This window comes from Streptomyces sp. NPDC085460 (assembly GCF_044541975.1).
GTDB lineage: Bacteria > Actinomycetota > Actinomycetes > Streptomycetales > Streptomycetaceae > Streptomyces.
Map to the genome: position 1 here is coordinate 132,019 of NZ_JBITTO010000002.1, position 13,570 is coordinate 145,588.

The 13,570-nt window shown below is 72.6% G+C and carries 16 protein-coding genes; 6 read left to right on the plus strand and 10 right to left on the minus strand.

What is annotated here, in order from left to right:
• Nucleotides 1-19: 19 nt before the first annotated feature.
• From ACIGHB_RS04665 to ACIGHB_RS04685, 5 genes are all read right to left on the minus strand, one after another.
• A complete protein-coding gene (locus ACIGHB_RS04665) occupies nucleotides 20-1,321 on the minus strand; it encodes a M28 family metallopeptidase (RefSeq protein ID WP_399909524.1) in 1,302 nt (433 codons plus the stop codon).
• 236 nt (nucleotides 1,322-1,557) lie between these two features.
• Nucleotides 1,558-2,361, minus strand: a complete 804-nt coding sequence (locus tag ACIGHB_RS04670) for a MerR family transcriptional regulator (RefSeq protein WP_399909526.1) — start codon at nucleotides 2,359-2,361, stop codon at nucleotides 1,558-1,560.
• On the minus strand, nucleotides 2,354-2,899 hold the full coding sequence (locus ACIGHB_RS04675; protein ID WP_399909528.1) for a VOC family protein: 546 nt from the start codon (nucleotides 2,897-2,899) through the stop codon (nucleotides 2,354-2,356). The genes ACIGHB_RS04670 and ACIGHB_RS04675 overlap by 8 nt, the downstream gene beginning before the upstream one ends.
• 18 nt (nucleotides 2,900-2,917) lie before the next feature.
• On the minus strand, nucleotides 2,918-3,853 hold the full coding sequence (locus ACIGHB_RS04680; RefSeq protein ID WP_399909530.1) for a helix-turn-helix domain-containing protein: 936 nt from the start codon (nucleotides 3,851-3,853) through the stop codon (nucleotides 2,918-2,920).
• 270 nt (nucleotides 3,854-4,123) lie between these two features.
• Nucleotides 4,124-4,528, minus strand: a complete 405-nt coding sequence (locus ACIGHB_RS04685; protein WP_399909532.1) for an ATP-binding protein — start codon at nucleotides 4,526-4,528, stop codon at nucleotides 4,124-4,126.
• A 143-nt stretch (nucleotides 4,529-4,671) separates the two neighbouring features.
• Between ACIGHB_RS04685 and ACIGHB_RS04690 the strand changes: the two genes are divergently transcribed.
• The 3 genes from ACIGHB_RS04690 to ACIGHB_RS04700 are packed head-to-tail and all read left to right on the plus strand — an operon-like array spanning nucleotide 4,672 to nucleotide 6,514.
• Complete coding sequence (locus tag ACIGHB_RS04690) at nucleotides 4,672-5,538, plus strand: helix-turn-helix domain-containing protein (RefSeq protein ID WP_399909534.1); 867 nt, start codon at nucleotides 4,672-4,674, stop codon at nucleotides 5,536-5,538.
• Nucleotides 5,535-5,723: a DUF397 domain-containing protein gene (locus tag ACIGHB_RS04695; RefSeq protein WP_399909536.1), complete on the plus strand. Its 189-nt coding sequence runs from the start codon at nucleotides 5,535-5,537 to the stop codon at nucleotides 5,721-5,723. The genes ACIGHB_RS04690 and ACIGHB_RS04695 overlap by 4 nt, the downstream gene beginning before the upstream one ends.
• A gap of 50 nt (nucleotides 5,724-5,773) precedes the next feature.
• On the plus strand, nucleotides 5,774-6,514 hold the full coding sequence (locus ACIGHB_RS04700; protein ID WP_399909538.1) for a class I SAM-dependent DNA methyltransferase: 741 nt from the start codon (nucleotides 5,774-5,776) through the stop codon (nucleotides 6,512-6,514).
• A gap of 12 nt (nucleotides 6,515-6,526) precedes the next feature.
• Here ACIGHB_RS04700 and ACIGHB_RS04705 read toward each other — a convergent pair whose 3' ends face one another.
• Nucleotides 6,527-7,150 (minus strand): XRE family transcriptional regulator, encoded by a 624-nt coding sequence (locus ACIGHB_RS04705; RefSeq protein ID WP_360310467.1) that lies wholly within the window; start codon nucleotides 7,148-7,150, stop codon nucleotides 6,527-6,529.
• 127 nt (nucleotides 7,151-7,277) lie between these two features.
• Here ACIGHB_RS04705 and ACIGHB_RS04710 point away from each other — a divergent pair, with 127 nt between their 5' ends.
• Nucleotides 7,278-8,705: an MFS transporter gene (locus ACIGHB_RS04710; RefSeq protein WP_399909540.1), complete on the plus strand. Its 1,428-nt coding sequence runs from the start codon at nucleotides 7,278-7,280 to the stop codon at nucleotides 8,703-8,705.
• Nucleotides 8,706-8,741: 36 nt separating this feature from the next.
• Here the strand turns inward: ACIGHB_RS04710 and ACIGHB_RS04715 are convergent, their stop codons facing one another.
• Complete coding sequence (locus tag ACIGHB_RS04715) at nucleotides 8,742-9,197, minus strand: hypothetical protein (RefSeq protein WP_399909542.1); 456 nt, start codon at nucleotides 9,195-9,197, stop codon at nucleotides 8,742-8,744.
• Between the two features lie 312 nt (nucleotides 9,198-9,509).
• Here ACIGHB_RS04715 and ACIGHB_RS04720 point away from each other — a divergent pair, with 312 nt between their 5' ends.
• On the plus strand, nucleotides 9,510-10,847 hold the full coding sequence (locus tag ACIGHB_RS04720; RefSeq protein ID WP_399909544.1) for a hypothetical protein: 1,338 nt from the start codon (nucleotides 9,510-9,512) through the stop codon (nucleotides 10,845-10,847).
• Nucleotides 10,848-10,907: 60 nt separating this feature from the next.
• Nucleotides 10,908-11,420: a hypothetical protein gene (locus ACIGHB_RS04725; RefSeq protein ID WP_399909546.1), complete on the plus strand. Its 513-nt coding sequence runs from the start codon at nucleotides 10,908-10,910 to the stop codon at nucleotides 11,418-11,420.
• 1 nt (nucleotide 11,421) lies between these two features.
• Here the strand turns inward: ACIGHB_RS04725 and ACIGHB_RS04730 are convergent, their stop codons facing one another.
• From ACIGHB_RS04730 to ACIGHB_RS04740, 3 genes are all read right to left on the minus strand, one after another.
• A complete protein-coding gene (locus ACIGHB_RS04730) occupies nucleotides 11,422-11,886 on the minus strand; it encodes a MarR family transcriptional regulator (RefSeq protein WP_399910433.1) in 465 nt (154 codons plus the stop codon).
• A gap of 67 nt (nucleotides 11,887-11,953) precedes the next feature.
• Nucleotides 11,954-12,484 (minus strand): GNAT family N-acetyltransferase, encoded by a 531-nt coding sequence (locus ACIGHB_RS04735; protein ID WP_399909548.1) that lies wholly within the window; start codon nucleotides 12,482-12,484, stop codon nucleotides 11,954-11,956.
• Nucleotides 12,481-13,443, minus strand: coding sequence for a TetR/AcrR family transcriptional regulator C-terminal domain-containing protein (locus ACIGHB_RS04740; RefSeq protein ID WP_399909550.1), 963 nt, complete (start codon nucleotides 13,441-13,443; stop codon nucleotides 12,481-12,483). Before ACIGHB_RS04740 ends, ACIGHB_RS04735 begins: the two co-directional genes overlap by 4 nt.
• Nucleotides 13,444-13,570: the final 127 nt, after the last annotated feature.

Here is a 13,570-nt window from a genome sequence, read left to right on the forward strand (position 1 = left end):
TCGTTCCGCCGGGCTACGCCTACGGGAAGGTCAGCTTGAACCCGTTGATGTAGCCGGTGTCAGCGCCCGCCTTGTCCTGTGCGCGGAGCTTCCAGGCGCCGTTGGCGACCTCGGAGGAGGCGTTCACGGTGTAGGTCTGCTGGATGTTGTCGGTGCCGCCGCCGGAGCGGTTGTGGAGGTTGTAGACCGAGCCGTCGGGGGCGATCAGGTCGACGACGAGGTCGCCCTTGTAGGTGTGGACGATGTCCACGCCGACGGAGAGGTTGCTCGGCGCGTTGCCGGTGACGCCGGAGACGGTCACGGAGGAGGTCACCGCGGCGCCGTTGTCCGGGATGGAGACGTCGGCGGTGTTCTCGAAGACCTTGCCGGTGGGCGGCGTGCTCGTGCCCGACAGGTTCCAGATCGCGTGCGCGATGGCGTCGCTGTTGCGGTCCAGGGCCGTGTCGTTGATGTTCGACAGGGTGTCGCACGAGGAGTGGTAGCAGCGGTCGAAGGCCGTGGCCGTACCGCCCCACTTGGACACCTGGGCGCTGGACTTGACCCGGCTGGCGCCGGTGAAGAGCCCGCCCACCGGGATGCCGACGTTCTTGAACGAGGCGTGGTCGGAGCGGCCGTCGCCCTCGGTCTCGATCTCGGTGGGGACCCCGATGCCCGAGAAGAAGCCCTTGAAGGTCTGCTCGATCGCCGGGTCGTCGTCGTAGACGAAGTAGCCCGGGTTCGGCGAGCCGATCATGTCGAAGTTGAGGTAGCCCTTGATCTTCGCGCGCTCGGCGGTGGGCAGGTTGTTCACGTAGTACTTGGACCCGACGAGGCCCAGCTCCTCCGCGCCCCACCAGCCGAAGCGCAGGTGCTTGGTGGGCTGGTAGCCCGAGCGGGCGACGGTGAGCGCGGCCTCCAGGATCGCGGCGGAGCCGGAGCCGTTGTCGTTCATGCCGGGGCCCGAGGTGACCGAGTCCAGGTGCGAGCCGGCCATGATGACCTGGTTGGGGTCACCGCCCGGCCAGTCGGCTATCAGGTTGTAGCCGGTGGTGCCGCTGTACGTGAACTGCTGGACGCTCGTGGTGAAGCCGACCGCGTCCAGCTTGGCCTTCACGAAGTCGATGGACGCCTTGTAGCCGGGCCGGCCGTGCGCGCGGTTGCCGCCGTTGTTCGACGCGATGGTCGAGAGGTCCGTCAGGTGCTGCTTGACGTTGGCGACGGAGATGTCCGGCGCCGCGGTGGCGCCGGCGGGGGCCGCGGTGGCCGGTGCGGCGCCGGCGAGGGCGCCGAGGACGAGGGCCGAGGAACCGGCCAGGGCGGCGAGTCTCGCGGAGAGTTTCATGTGGGGGCTCCGGATTCCGAACGGGGATGGGACGGAACGTGCGAGCGCCTCGCGCCGTGGGTGGCGCGAGGCGTTGGAGCTGCGCGAGCGGCGCCCGTGGGAGGTGCGAAGGGGATCCCCGCGGTTGCTGTGCGCGTGCTGAATGCTCAGCGACGTGACGATGTCCCGTCAAGACCTCAATCCGGTCAGTAGGGTTCGCTCAGCGGACGGACGGCGGTCACCTGCCCGTCGGGGGGCTACCGCCAGGCGGCCGTGTCCGGGTCGATCCCGTGCGCCCGCGCGCTCGCGTCGACCGCGAGCCGGAACCAGCCCGCCAGGCCCGGACGGACCGCGTCGTAGTGCGCCGCGAAGCCCGGATCCGTCTCGTACCTGCGGGCGAGCAGGACCTGCATCTCCCTGGTGAGCGGGAAGTACGCGGCGAAGACGGCACGGTGGCGCTCGACGAGCGCGCCCGCCTCCGGGCCGTCCGGCGCGAGGCCCGCCTCCATCGCCGCCGCGAGCTCGCGGTCCAGGGCGGCCGTGGCGTCCGCGACGGCCTGCCACTCCTCGGGCGTCCGGTCGGCCGAGCGCTCGGCGTACTGACGCCACTGCGGGGTGTCCCCGTAGAGCGCGCGCGCCTTCGCGGGCCCTTCCGGATCCCACCCGGGGCCGAAGATCGCGGCCTGCTCCTCGACGCTCAGCAGCACCCCGCGCTCGTGCGCGTCGATCATCCGGTCGAGCCCCGCGCCGAGCCGTTCGAGCCGCTCGATCCGCTCCCTGACCTGGGCGCGCTGGGCGCGCAGCGCGCCGGTCACGTCCGTGGCCGAGTCGTCGAGCACGGCCCGGATCCGCTCCAGGCCGAGACCGAGCTCGCGGTAGACGACGACGCGGTGCAGCCGTTCCAGATCCGCGGCGGTGTACAGCCGGTACCCGGCGGCCGTACGCAGCGAGGGCCGCGCCAGACCGACCTCGTCCCAGTGGTGCAGCGCGCGGACGGTCACGCCGAGCCGCGCGGCGACCTGACCGACGGTCAGACCGTCCGCATACTCGTCCTCAGGCATGCGCCCCATTGTCGCCGCCGTCGTCGCCGTCGTCGGGCGGGTGGATCCCCATCGCCGCGAGGTTCCGCGCCTCCTGGCTCGCGGGGTCGAAGGGCTTCGCCGCCGTGAGGACGATCCGGGCGTTCTCGGGGGTGATCACCTCCACGTCCCGCGTGTTCCAGGGCGTGTCCCGGGGCCCGGAGACCGCGTCGGGCCGCAGCGCCCGGCACGCCTCGACGACCTCCTCGACCTGCGACAGCACCCCGGCGAAGCTGAAGCCCATGGCCGGCGGCTGCTCGGGGACGCTCTCCGCCGCGACGAGGAGCACGTCCTGGAAGGCCCACCGGCGCAGGTGCACCAGGGTGCCGGGGATGGCGAAGAGTTCGAAGAACCCGAGCCCCCGGACCCAGAAGTCCACGGACTCCGCGAGGTCGGCGGTGGGGATCGTGACGAAGGACGGCATGCCGTAGATGCCGTGGAAGGGCTCCGGCGGCACGGCGTCCGGGCCGGGGGTGGGTACGGGGCTCATGGCGAAGGCGTTGTAGTGGTCGCTGCTCATGACGACCACGGTGGGGCCTCACGCGGCGTGAGGGTCAAGTGCGGGCGTCTCCGCTTCCGCGCGGCAGTCCAGGCACCGGCCCGGCGTCGTCACCGACGGCGGGAAGGGCCGCTCGCAGTCCTCGCAGAGGAGGCGGACCACCGGGGCGGCCCGTACGGGCGCGGCCGGGAGGGGCGGCGGGAGCAGCGCCTTGAGCCGGTGCGCCAGCAGGCCGGCCGGGTTGAGGAGGTGGGGCGGCAGGTCCGCGCAGAGCGTCCGGCACACGGCCGCCGGATCCGCCCCGCGCCCCAGCCAGACCGCGACCCCGGGCGCCAGCCGCTGCACGTCCCGCTCCGCCAGCAGCATCCGGGGCTCCTGGGCCCGCAGCCCGGCGAGCAACTCGACGGCCCGCCGATGCGCTGCGCCGAGGGGCGGGCCGGAGCGACGCGGGGGCGTGGGGGCGGGGCGGGGGTTCGGTGCGGGTGTGGGTGCGGGGGCCTGGCGCGGTCCGGGGTCCGGCTCGGGGTCCCGACCCGGGTCCTGCGGCGCGGGTCCCGGTGAACGGGGTCCCGGTGATGTGGGGGCGGGCCGCATCGGTACGGCTGCGGCCGGTGGCGTCCTGTGCGCGGCCCCCGCCTCCCCCCTCGGCCGGTTGTACGAGATCGTCTGCGCCGAGATCCGGCCGTTCGGCAGCCGGTGCCGGACCCGTTCGAGGAACCCGTGCGCTTCCAGCTCCCGCATCGCGGCGGTGACCCTCAGCTCGCTCTCCGGGTACCTGGCGGCGAGGGCCTTGATCCCGACGCGCGATCCGGCGGGCAGCGACTGGAGATGGACGGCGAGGCCGATCGCGGCGAGGGAGAGCCCGGCGTGCTGGGCGAGGTCGTTGCTCACGACGACGTACCGGGTCGTGAGGCGGACGTTGCGGTGAACGAGCCCGGAGGCGCGCGAGGGCGCGTTAGGCTGCCTGGAAGCCATCGGGAAGAGCTACCTTCCTCGGTGGTCAGGCCCCCGATCGGGATTGCGAGTCCCGGCCGGGGGCCGACGCATGTCTGGGGTTGTGAGCGGAGCATATGCCCGGCAACCCGCCTCAAATCCAGCCCAGTTCACATAAGTCACCCGAGAGGGTGACGGGCTGACTTGGGGAGGTGGGTGGGGTTGGGAGGGTATTTACCCCGGTACTTGGTTCTTTACGTCGTGGGCCGCCGCGTCGTGGATTCCCGCGACGCGGCCGGCCGCGACGCGCGGTCACGGGAGGGGCAGCTCGGCCCAGACGGTCTTCTGCGGCGAAGGCCCCTGCCGCACCCCCCAACTCCGCGCCAGCGCGCCCACGATCAGCAGCCCGCGCCCGCCGACGCCCCCGGCTTGTGGCGTGCGGTCACCCCGCGTGTCCGTGACCTCGACCCGCAGCACCGCCCCGGTGACGACCACCCGGAGCCGAAAGTCCCGCCCGGACACGTGCCCGTGCGTCACGGCGTTGTTCGCCAACTCGGCCACGACCTGCTCGGCGGCGTCGATCGCGTCCCCCGCGTCCCAGGAGCGCAGCTGCTCGACGGCGAGTAGTCGCGCGAGCCGGGCCCCTCGGGGCGTCGAGGAGAGCTGGAGGGTGAAATGGCGTGCAGTCGCCATGAGTTGGCTGGTTTCGAGGTTCATGGATCTCAGCGTGGTGGGCAGTGCCTACGCTGCCCACCGGAAACGCCCTTACGTACGGTTACTGTCCTGCGGCTGTCCTGTCTTGTCTCGACTGTCTCGGGCCGCGCTCCGGGTAGAGGGCCGCCACAAGGAGGTGGGCACGCATGAGCGTGGAAGAGGTGGACGGTGGCGTCGTCGAGGACGCGGGCTGGGAGGTGGATCCCGGCGACGAGCCCGGGAAGGCCGTACTGGCCACGGTCGGTCGGCAGCTCAAGACCTGGCGTGAGGCGAAGGGGCTGAGCGCGGCGAGGCTCGGTGAGCTGACGGGGTACGGGGAGGACATGATCCGGAAGCTGGAGCGGGGGGACCGCATCCCGCGCCCCGAGTTCCTGGATCGGGCGGACGAGGCCATGGGGGCGAATGGACTCGTCGCGGAGATGAAGCAGGACATCTCGGAGATCCGTTATCCGAAGCCGGTCCGGGACCTGGCGAAGCTGGAGAGGCGGGCGGTCGAGTTCTGCATGTACACCAACTTCGACATTCATGGCCTGTTGCAGACCGAGGAGTTCTCGCGGGCGGTTCTGCGGAACTGGCGCCCCGCGTACAGCCCGCCGGATCTGGAGCGCTACTTGGCTGCGCGAGTAGCGCGTCGAGCCGTGCTGGAGAAGACACCAGCGCCGGAGTTCAGCTTCATCCAGGAGGAGGTGTCACTCCGCAGGCCCGTCGGGGGAAGGGCGGTACTGCGCCGCCAACTGCAGCACCTACTGGAGGTGGGCGAGTTGCCCAATGTGGAGATCCAGGTGATGCCCACCGAGTACGCCGACCACCCGGGGTTGAGCGGGGTGATCTCCATCCTGAAGTTCGGGGACGGCAAGGCGGTCGGACGCATGGACGGCGACTTCGGAGGGCGCCCGGTTTCCGACCCGAAACGCCTCCGTCTCCTGGACCTCCGCTATGGCATCATCCGGTCCAGAGCCCTCACTCCGGCGAGGTCACGGGTCTTCATCGAGCAATTGCTGGGAGAGACATGAACAGCAAGTCAGAGCTGGACTGGTTCAAGAGCAGCTACAGCAACGGCGGCGGCGAGACGTGCGTCGAGGTCGCCACCACCCCCGCCACCATCCACGTCCGCGACTCCAAGAACACCACCGGCCCCCGCCTCACCTTCGCCCCCGCCGCGTGGGCCGGGTTCGTCGCGTACAGCGCGGCGGAGTAGAGCGAAAACGCGTCGACAGCGGCGCTCGGCGCCCGGCAGAGTGGCCGCCCATGACGAGCAGCGAACTGTGGGGCCGCGCGACCGCCGAACGCTACGACGCCGAGGAGGCCGCGTCTTCCTCGGCCGCCGCTCTCCGGCCGACCCTGGACTTCCTCGCCGAACTCGCAGGCCAGGGGAGGGCGCTGGAGTTCGCCATCGGGACCGGGCGCGTGGGTGTCCCGCTCCGGGAGCGGGGCGTGCCGGTGGTCGGCATCGAGCTGTCCGAGCACATGGCGGCGGTGCTGCGCCGCAAGGCCGACGAGGACACGCTCCCGGTGGTCATCGGGGACATGGCCACCACCGTCGTTCCCGGTCGCTTCACCGTGGTCTATCTCGTCTACAACACGATCACGAACCTGCTCACGCAGGACGAGCAGGTCGAGTGCTTCCGCAACGCCGCCCGGCACCTGGAGCCCGGCGGGCGGTTCGTCATCGAGCTGGGCGTGCCGCCGCTCCGCTTCCTGCCGCCCGGGCAGGTCGCGGTGCCGTTCGACGTCTCCGAGGCGCATCTCGGTTTCGACACCTTCGACCTGGTCGAGCAGGTGCTCGTCTCGCACCACCTCACCCGCGACGGCGACGACGGCCGCTACCGCCGGGGGAGCTCCCGGCACCGGTACGCCTGGCCCGCGGAGCTCGACCTGATGGCGCGGATCGCCGGGCTCGACCTGGAACGCCGCGTCGCGGACTGGGACGGGGCCCCCTTCACCCAGGACTCGGCCAAGCACGTCTCCGTATGGCGCAAGCCGGCCTGAGCGCACCGCCTTTCAGGACGGCGGTGGCGCGGCGGGCGTGGACGGGCCGGCGCGGACGACGGCCTGGTCTCCTCGGGGGCCGAACAGGTGCAGGATCTCCACCGCGTTCGCGTCGGCGGGGCCGAACCAGTGCGGCTCCGTGGTGTCGAACTCGGCCACCTCGCCGGGCCGCAGCGTGACGTCCCGCTCCCCGAGGACGAGACGGAGCCGGCCGGCGAGGACGTAGAGCCATTCGTAGCCCTCGTGCGTGACCAGTTCCGGCTCGCGCGGGGCCAGGACCTGCTTGAAGACCCGCACCCGGCCCGGGTACTGCGTCAGGGGCACGAGGACGCTGCCGCGCTCCTTGCGCAGCGGCCTGAGGTGGACCCGGGGGTCGCCGCTGGCCGGTGCGGCCACCAGCTGGTCGAGTGCGACGCGGTGCGCCCGCGCGAGCGGGATCAGCAGGTCCAGGGTGGGACGTCGTACGCCCGACTCCACCCGGGACAGCGTGCTGACCGAGATGCCCGTCGTGGCGGCGAGCGCGTCGAGCGTGAGGCCCCGGTCCCGGCGGAGTCGGCGGAGCCGGGGCCCGATGGCGTCGAGGATCAGCTCCAGCTCGGCGTCCCCGGAGCCCGTCTGTGCGGATCCTGTGGTCATGGAGCCAGTGTTCACGGACCTGGCGTCCGGGGGGCGCGTTCTTGCGGTCTTCGCAAGAACGGTGGGCCTCGGCGGCCGGCCGGGCCGAGCCTGGCCGGGCCTTGTTCCCGGACGTCGGAGGTCGACCGTGGTCGCGACCGCACACCCCGTTCCCCCCGCGCCGAGTGCGCGCGGACGCTGGACCGTCCTGGCGGTCTGCTGCCTGAGCATGTTCCTGGTGGGCCTGGACACCACCGTCGTCAACGTGGGCCTGCCCGCCATCGGGCGGGGCCTGGGCGCCGACACGCGCGGTCTCGAATGGATCGTGGACGCCTACACCCTCGTCCTGGCGGCTCTGCTGATCTCCTCCGGCGCGCTGGCGGACCGCTTCGGGCGGCGCCGGGTCTTCCAGTGGGGACTGGTCGTCTTCGGCGCGGCCTCGCTGCTCTGCGCCTTCGCCCCGTCGGCGGGCGTCCTCGTCGCGGCCCGCGCCCTCCAGGGCGTCGGCGGCTCGATGCTCAGCCCCGTGGCGCTCGCCATCGTGGTGAACGCGATGCCCGACCCCAAGGAGCGGGCGCGGGCCATCGGCGTCTGGGCGTCGGTCTTCGGCCTGAGCATGGCCGCCGGGCCCGTCGTCGGCGGCGCGCTGCTCGCGGGGCTCGACTGGCGGGCGCTGTTCTGGATCAACGTCCCCGTCGTCGCGGTCGCCCTGCTGCTGAGCGCGGTGTACGTGCCGGAGTCCCGGGCACCCCGGGCCCGACGGCTCGACCTGCCTGGCCAGGTCCTGCTGACCGTGGTCCTCGCGGTGGTGGTCGGCGTCCTCATCGAGGGGCCGCGCATCGGCTGGACGTCGCCGGCGGCGCTGGCGGGATACGCGGGAGCCGTCGTGGCGGCGGCCGGATTCGTCAGGGTCGAGTCCCGCCGGCCCGAACCGCTGATGGACCTGCGGCTCTTCGGCCGCCCGGTCTTCAGCGGCGCCGTCGTGGGCGCGGTGGCGGTCTTCGTCGCCCTCAGCGTGACGCTGCTCCTGAACACCCTCTATCTCCAGCAGACCCGGGGATGGACGCCCCTGGCCGCAGGTGCGGCGACCCTGCCCCTGGCCGTCGGCGCGACCCTCTGCGCCCCCTGGTCCGGGCGCATGGTCGGCCGGACGGGGCCGCGACCGCCGCTGCTGCTCGCCGGCGGGTTCCTCACGGCCGGCGGGCTCCTCCTGGTCGGGCTCACCCCGCACACGCCCGTGCCGCTGCTCCTGGCCGCGTACCTCCTCATCGGCGTCGGGTTCGGCTTCGCCAACGCGCCGATCACCAACACCGCCGTCAACGGACTGCCGCCCGCCCGCGCCGGGGTCGCCGGGGCGATCACCTCCACCGCGCGGCAGCTCGGCTCCGCGCTCGGTATCGCCCTCGCCGGTGGCCTGGTCGCGGGCGCGAGCCCGTCGGGGCTCGCGCGGGCGTCCCGCCCCGGCTGGTTCCTGGTCGCCGCCTGTGGCGTGGTGCTCCTGCTCGTGGTCCGCGTGTCGCGGCCGAAGGAGGAGGCGGCGGGCCCGGCCTCCGTGCGAAAGCGGTCAGGCGGGTGAGGAGAGGAGGCGGGCCCGGCCTCCGTGCGAAAGCGGTCAGGCGGGTGAGGATCCGCCCGCCGTGTCGGCTCCCGTCGCCCTGCTCAGCTCCACGGCGAGACGGACGGCCGTCCTCTCCCCGGCTCGCTGCCTGATCAGACCCTCCTTGGCGGCCGCACGGAGCAGGACCTCCGAGCCGCCCGCCCCGGACCTCCGCACCCGCACGGTCACCACCACGGGATTCAGACCACCGGCGCCGCCGCCCGTGACGATGCGGAGGGTCGCGGCCTCACCGGGGTGGACCCGAGGGGGCCCGACGGCGCGGCCCGTCCTCGCGAGCACACCGGAGACGCGCCTCACCGTGTCGTCGAAGTCCAGGGGAACGAGCAGGTCGATCTCGTGGACGTTCTTCCCCATCAGCCTGGCCACCATCCGGACCAGGACCCCGCCCCCGCCGCCTCCGCCGAGAGCGGCAAGCCCCTCGGCCAGGATCTCGTCCTCGCTCCGCTCCACGTACCCCACCTCTCCTCCCTGACCGGCTCACCGGTTTCCCGGCTCGATGGTTCCCCGTATCGCCAGGACCGTTTCTCCCGTCCGGCGGACCATGGTGACGCATGCCGACCGCCGGAGCCCGAATCATGCGCCGCGCGCCTGCCACGGGCCGGTCGCGGCCTCAGGCCCGGCCCTCTGGGGCGCGGGTGCTCGCGATGGGCATGATCATGTCCGAAGTATGCTCACCCGTTGGGCGTGCACACGCTAAGAGGGAAACGGGGACGCAAGTTGAATCGCCATCACATACGTACGACGACGGCAGCGCTGGGTCTGGTGCTGTCCACGGCTCTCGTGACCGGCTGCTCCGGCGGCGGGGACGCCGACCCGAAGGCCGCCGGGGGCGCGGAGACGGCCACGGCCACCGCCACCGGCACGGCCACCGATTCCGCCTCCGCCGCGCCGAAGGAGCCCGTCTACCAGGACAAGCCGGTGCCCGGGCTCGCCGCGAAGCCGGCCTGGAGCCTGTCCTCCGACGAGGCCGGGAACTGCGTGGGCCGGGCGTCCGAGAAGGAGACGGCGAGCGGCGACGTCTGCACGGTCGGGGACGCCGTCATCCTCACCTCCTACAGCGGCGAGGCGGACAAGGAGATGCTCGTCGCCCGGCTCCTCGACGCGAAGACGGGCCAGGAGCGGGCGAAGTTCGAGCTGCCGGACCCGGACGACGAGGGGTCCACGTACGACCCGACGAGGGCCCTCGTGCAGGTGGGCGAGTGGACGGACGGTTCGCCGGCCGTGCTGGTCCGCAAGCTGATCGAGACCCCGGCGGACGGCCTGAAGAAGGCGACCACCAAGGCCGAGCTGACCATGTACGCGCCGTCCGGCGCGAAGCTGGGCAGCTCCTCCTTCGAGGGGGAGGACCACATGTCCACCCCGCTCCGGAACGGCCACCTCGTGGAGAGCAGCAGCTCCGGCACCACGTTCACGCCGATCGGCGGCGGGGCGCCGGTGGAGACCGAGTCCGCCGTCGACCTGGAGAACGCGGTCGGCCCCGGCTTCGGCTACTCCTCCGAGCAGGACATCTCCTTCCAGCCCTCCGCGGAGTGGCTGACCGTGAAGGACGTCCGTACCGACGCCAAGGTGTGGAACACCAAGACCCTCCCGCCGCCGGCGGCGCTCGCCGGGAAGGTCACGAAGGAGAAGGCGACCAGCGCGCGGCTGATGCCCTTCCAGGGCGACAAGGCCCTCCTCGAATGGTCCCTGTACGGGGCCTCCGAGGTGGTCATGACCGTGGTCGACCTCAAGAGCGGGCGCCGGCTGGCCGAGGGCCCGGCGGCCGAGGTCACCGTCACGATCGACGACGACGGCAGCGCCGTCGCCCCGGACGGCAAGACGGCCGTGACGCAGTACGGCGGCGGAGCGGTCGCCTGGAACACGGAGACCGGCAAGGAGCTGTGGCGCCAGGCCGACGACGAGGTGTCGATCAGGCCGGTCGCCCTCCCGGGCAACGGCGTGCTCTACGCCCACCTGGACGGCGCGGGAGCCGCGCTGGACGCCGACGACAAGAAGCTGCTGGCCCAGGACATCGAGAACATGCCCGCGTTCACGACGGACGGCCACGCCGTCGTCCGTACCAGCGACGGCTTCTTCGTCTTCGCCACCCAGCCCGTCTGACGGGCCGCAGTCACGGGGCTGTCACACCGGGCTGTCAGAGGCGCTGGGTACCGTGACGGCATGAAGAACACGACATGGGACGCCCTCGCGGCGACGCCCCTCCCGGAGGTGCGGCGCCGCGCGGAGCTCGTGGACGAGCGGGCCGGGATCGAGCCGGTGACGGTGCCCGGCGCGCGGCGGCTCGCCTGGAACGACGGGGGCGGGCAGTCCGCCGTCTGGTACTTCGCCGACGACGGCCGGGCGATGCTCCTGACCTTCGACCACGAGTCGGAGCTGAACCTCTACGCCGAGGAGGACTACGCGCTCCAGGAGTCCTTCTACGACGGCGTCCCGGAGCCCCTCGTCTCCCTCGTCCGCGACCGCCCCGAGAACTACGAGTCGCTGAACCTCACCGACCCCGCCACCGGCCGGACGATCCACTACGCGGGCGGCGTCTTCTGGTACGACGGCGCGCGCTGGCACGTCGCCGCCGGCCTGGAGGCGTACACGCGCCGCGAGGACGTGGACCTCTTCGAGGCGTCCGGCTTCGACTACTGCCTGGAGGTCTACCGCTTCGGTGAGGACGGGGCCTGAGTCACCGGGGGAGGTCGCCGTCGCCGCCCATGTTGGCGACCATGCGGCGCAGGACGTCGATCGTGGTCGCGAAGTCGGCGTCGGAGACGTCCTGGTGGGCCCGTTCGCGGACGCGCGCGTTGCGCTCCCTCGCCCGTACGCGACCGGCCTCGCCCTCCTCGGTCAGGGTCATCCGGCCTGCGTCCTCGGTCAGCCAGCCCCGCGCGACCAGGTCGTCGAAGACGGCGTCGAAGTCGGTCCTGCGGTCGTCCCACGGCGCCAGCAGCTCCACCAGCGTCGTACGGTTCCACACGCCCGGCTTCCCGCCCACGTGGTTCAGCGTCCACCAGTGCGGCTGGGTCAGGTCCTCCACCGCCAGCTGCTCCCGCAGGGCCCCGACCACCAGCCGGGCGGCGAGCCCGGCCCACGCGCCGACGGGCTGAGCCGCCAGCTCCTCCCGCGTGTACTCCTCGCGCGTCCCACCCATGACGTCCTCCTGCCATTCCTCTGCCTGACGGGTCACGACGACGGTAGGACCTGAACTTTGCTTGAGGTCAAGGCGCCGTGGCGACGTGGACCTGGACCGGGCGGGCGGAGCCGGGGTCCACGGTCTCGCGCCACCGTCGCATGCCGAGCTTCGCCATGACCCGAAGCGAGGCGTCGTTGCCGGTCTGCGCGACGCTCACGATCCGGTCGAGGCCGCAGCGCTCGAAGCCGTACGCGAGGACCGCCCGCGCCGCCTCCGTGGCGAGGCCCCGGCCCCAGCAGGCGCGGTCGAGACGCCAGCCGATCTCGACGGCGGGCAGCAGCTCCGGGAGGAAGTGCGGGACGGCGAGACCGGTGAAGCCGGCGAACCGGCCGGTGGCGCGCTCCTCCACGGCGAACAGCCCGAACCCCCTTTCCTCCCACAGGAGTTCCGCCGCCTCGATGCCCGCCAGGGTCGCCGCCTCGTCGCGGGTTGAGCCGTCGCCGATCCAGCGCATGACCTCGGGGTCGGCGTTGATCGCGGCCATCGGCGCGAGGTCGGCCGCCCGCCAGCGCCGCAGCACCAGGCGTTCGGTGGCGAGGCGAGGTGTGGGGGTCACGCCGGCGCGCCCCCCTCGACGACGGGGGTCAGGCCGTCGAGGAGGGCCCTGAGGCCGCGTTCGAAGAGGGCGTCGAGGTCCAGGTCGTAGCCGTTCTCGAAGCCGCCGACCACCTTGGTGAACGCCGGGAAGCGGCCGGACTCCGAGAGGGCCCGGAGGTCGGGGGCGCGGCTGTCCATCCACTGGTCCTCGGACTGGCCGGTGGCCGCCTCGGCGTGCGCCTCGCGCTCCAGGTGGACGGCGAGGCCCTGGACGTGGCTGTAGATCAGCACGTGGATGTCGAACAGCTCCGTGGGCGCCAGCCCGTGGCCGTCGAGGGCGGCCAGGATCCACTCGCCGTGGACGAGCAGGCGGGGGACGAGCAGCGGCCGGCTGAGCGAGCCGAGCTGCGCCAGCCACGGGTGCCTCCGGTACAGGCGCCACATCGTCCGCGCGCCCAGCTCGACGCGGGGCCGCCAGCCCTCCGGCGCGTCGGCGGGGTACGACTCCTCGCCGAACGCCGCGTCCGCCATGAGGAGGACCAGCTCCTCCTTGCTCGGCACGTACCGGTAGGTCGACATCGGGGCGACGCCGAGCCGGGCCGCGACCCCGCGCATGGAGAGCGCCGTCAGTCCTTCGGCGTCCGCCATCTCGACGGCGGTGCGGACGATCCGGTCGAGGGTCAGTTCCTGTTCCCGCGTACGGGGGGTCTGCTGCCGCGCGGCGGGGGCGGGGGCGGCGGCGGCCGGTTCCGCGACGATCGTGCCGACCCGGGGGAGGGCCTCCACCAGGCCCTCCAGGCGGAGGGTGGTCAGGGCCTTGGTGGCGGTGGCCAGGGCCACGCCCCACTCCTCGGCGATCCGGCGGGTCGAGGGGAGCCGGTCCCCGGGAGCGAGTTCGCCGGCCGCGATGCGCCGCCGGAACTCGCCGACGATGCGGAGGTAGGGCGGGTCGCCCGATGGATGTGTGATCTGGGTCACTATCGCTCCCTCTCTGGCCTGTACTAGGGCAGAGGGTAGCAGTGGCGATGTCGGGAGGGAGGGGTTCTGAGCTAGTACAGGGCGGGAATTGAGCTGTTGAAGGGGCTGCGCGTACGACGTACGTTCA

Excerpts from the sequence above, each read along its gene's own strand:
- ACIGHB_RS04680 (WP_399909530.1), bottom strand. The coding sequence starts at position 3,853 with ATGGCTTCCAGGCAGCCTAACGCGCCCTCGCGCGCCTCCGGGCTCGTT.
- ACIGHB_RS04690 (WP_399909534.1), top strand. The coding sequence starts at position 4,672 with ATGAGCGTGGAAGAGGTGGACGGTGGCGTCGTCGAGGACGCGGGCTGG.
- ACIGHB_RS04705 (WP_360310467.1), bottom strand. The coding sequence starts at position 7,150 with ATGACCACAGGATCCGCACAGACGGGCTCCGGGGACGCCGAGCTGGAG.
- ACIGHB_RS04665 (WP_399909524.1), bottom strand. The coding sequence starts at position 1,321 with ATGAAACTCTCCGCGAGACTCGCCGCCCTGGCCGGTTCCTCGGCCCTC.
- ACIGHB_RS04725 (WP_399909546.1), top strand. The coding sequence starts at position 10,908 with ATGAAGAACACGACATGGGACGCCCTCGCGGCGACGCCCCTCCCGGAG.
- ACIGHB_RS04730 (WP_399910433.1), bottom strand. The coding sequence starts at position 11,886 with ATGGGTGGGACGCGCGAGGAGTACACGCGGGAGGAGCTGGCGGCTCAG.
- ACIGHB_RS04670 (WP_399909526.1), bottom strand. The coding sequence starts at position 2,361 with ATGCCTGAGGACGAGTATGCGGACGGTCTGACCGTCGGTCAGGTCGCC.
- ACIGHB_RS04685 (WP_399909532.1), bottom strand. The coding sequence starts at position 4,528 with ATGAACCTCGAAACCAGCCAACTCATGGCGACTGCACGCCATTTCACC.
- ACIGHB_RS04700 (WP_399909538.1), top strand. The coding sequence starts at position 5,774 with ATGACGAGCAGCGAACTGTGGGGCCGCGCGACCGCCGAACGCTACGAC.
- ACIGHB_RS04695 (WP_399909536.1), top strand. The coding sequence starts at position 5,535 with ATGAACAGCAAGTCAGAGCTGGACTGGTTCAAGAGCAGCTACAGCAAC.
- ACIGHB_RS04675 (WP_399909528.1), bottom strand. The coding sequence starts at position 2,899 with ATGAGCAGCGACCACTACAACGCCTTCGCCATGAGCCCCGTACCCACC.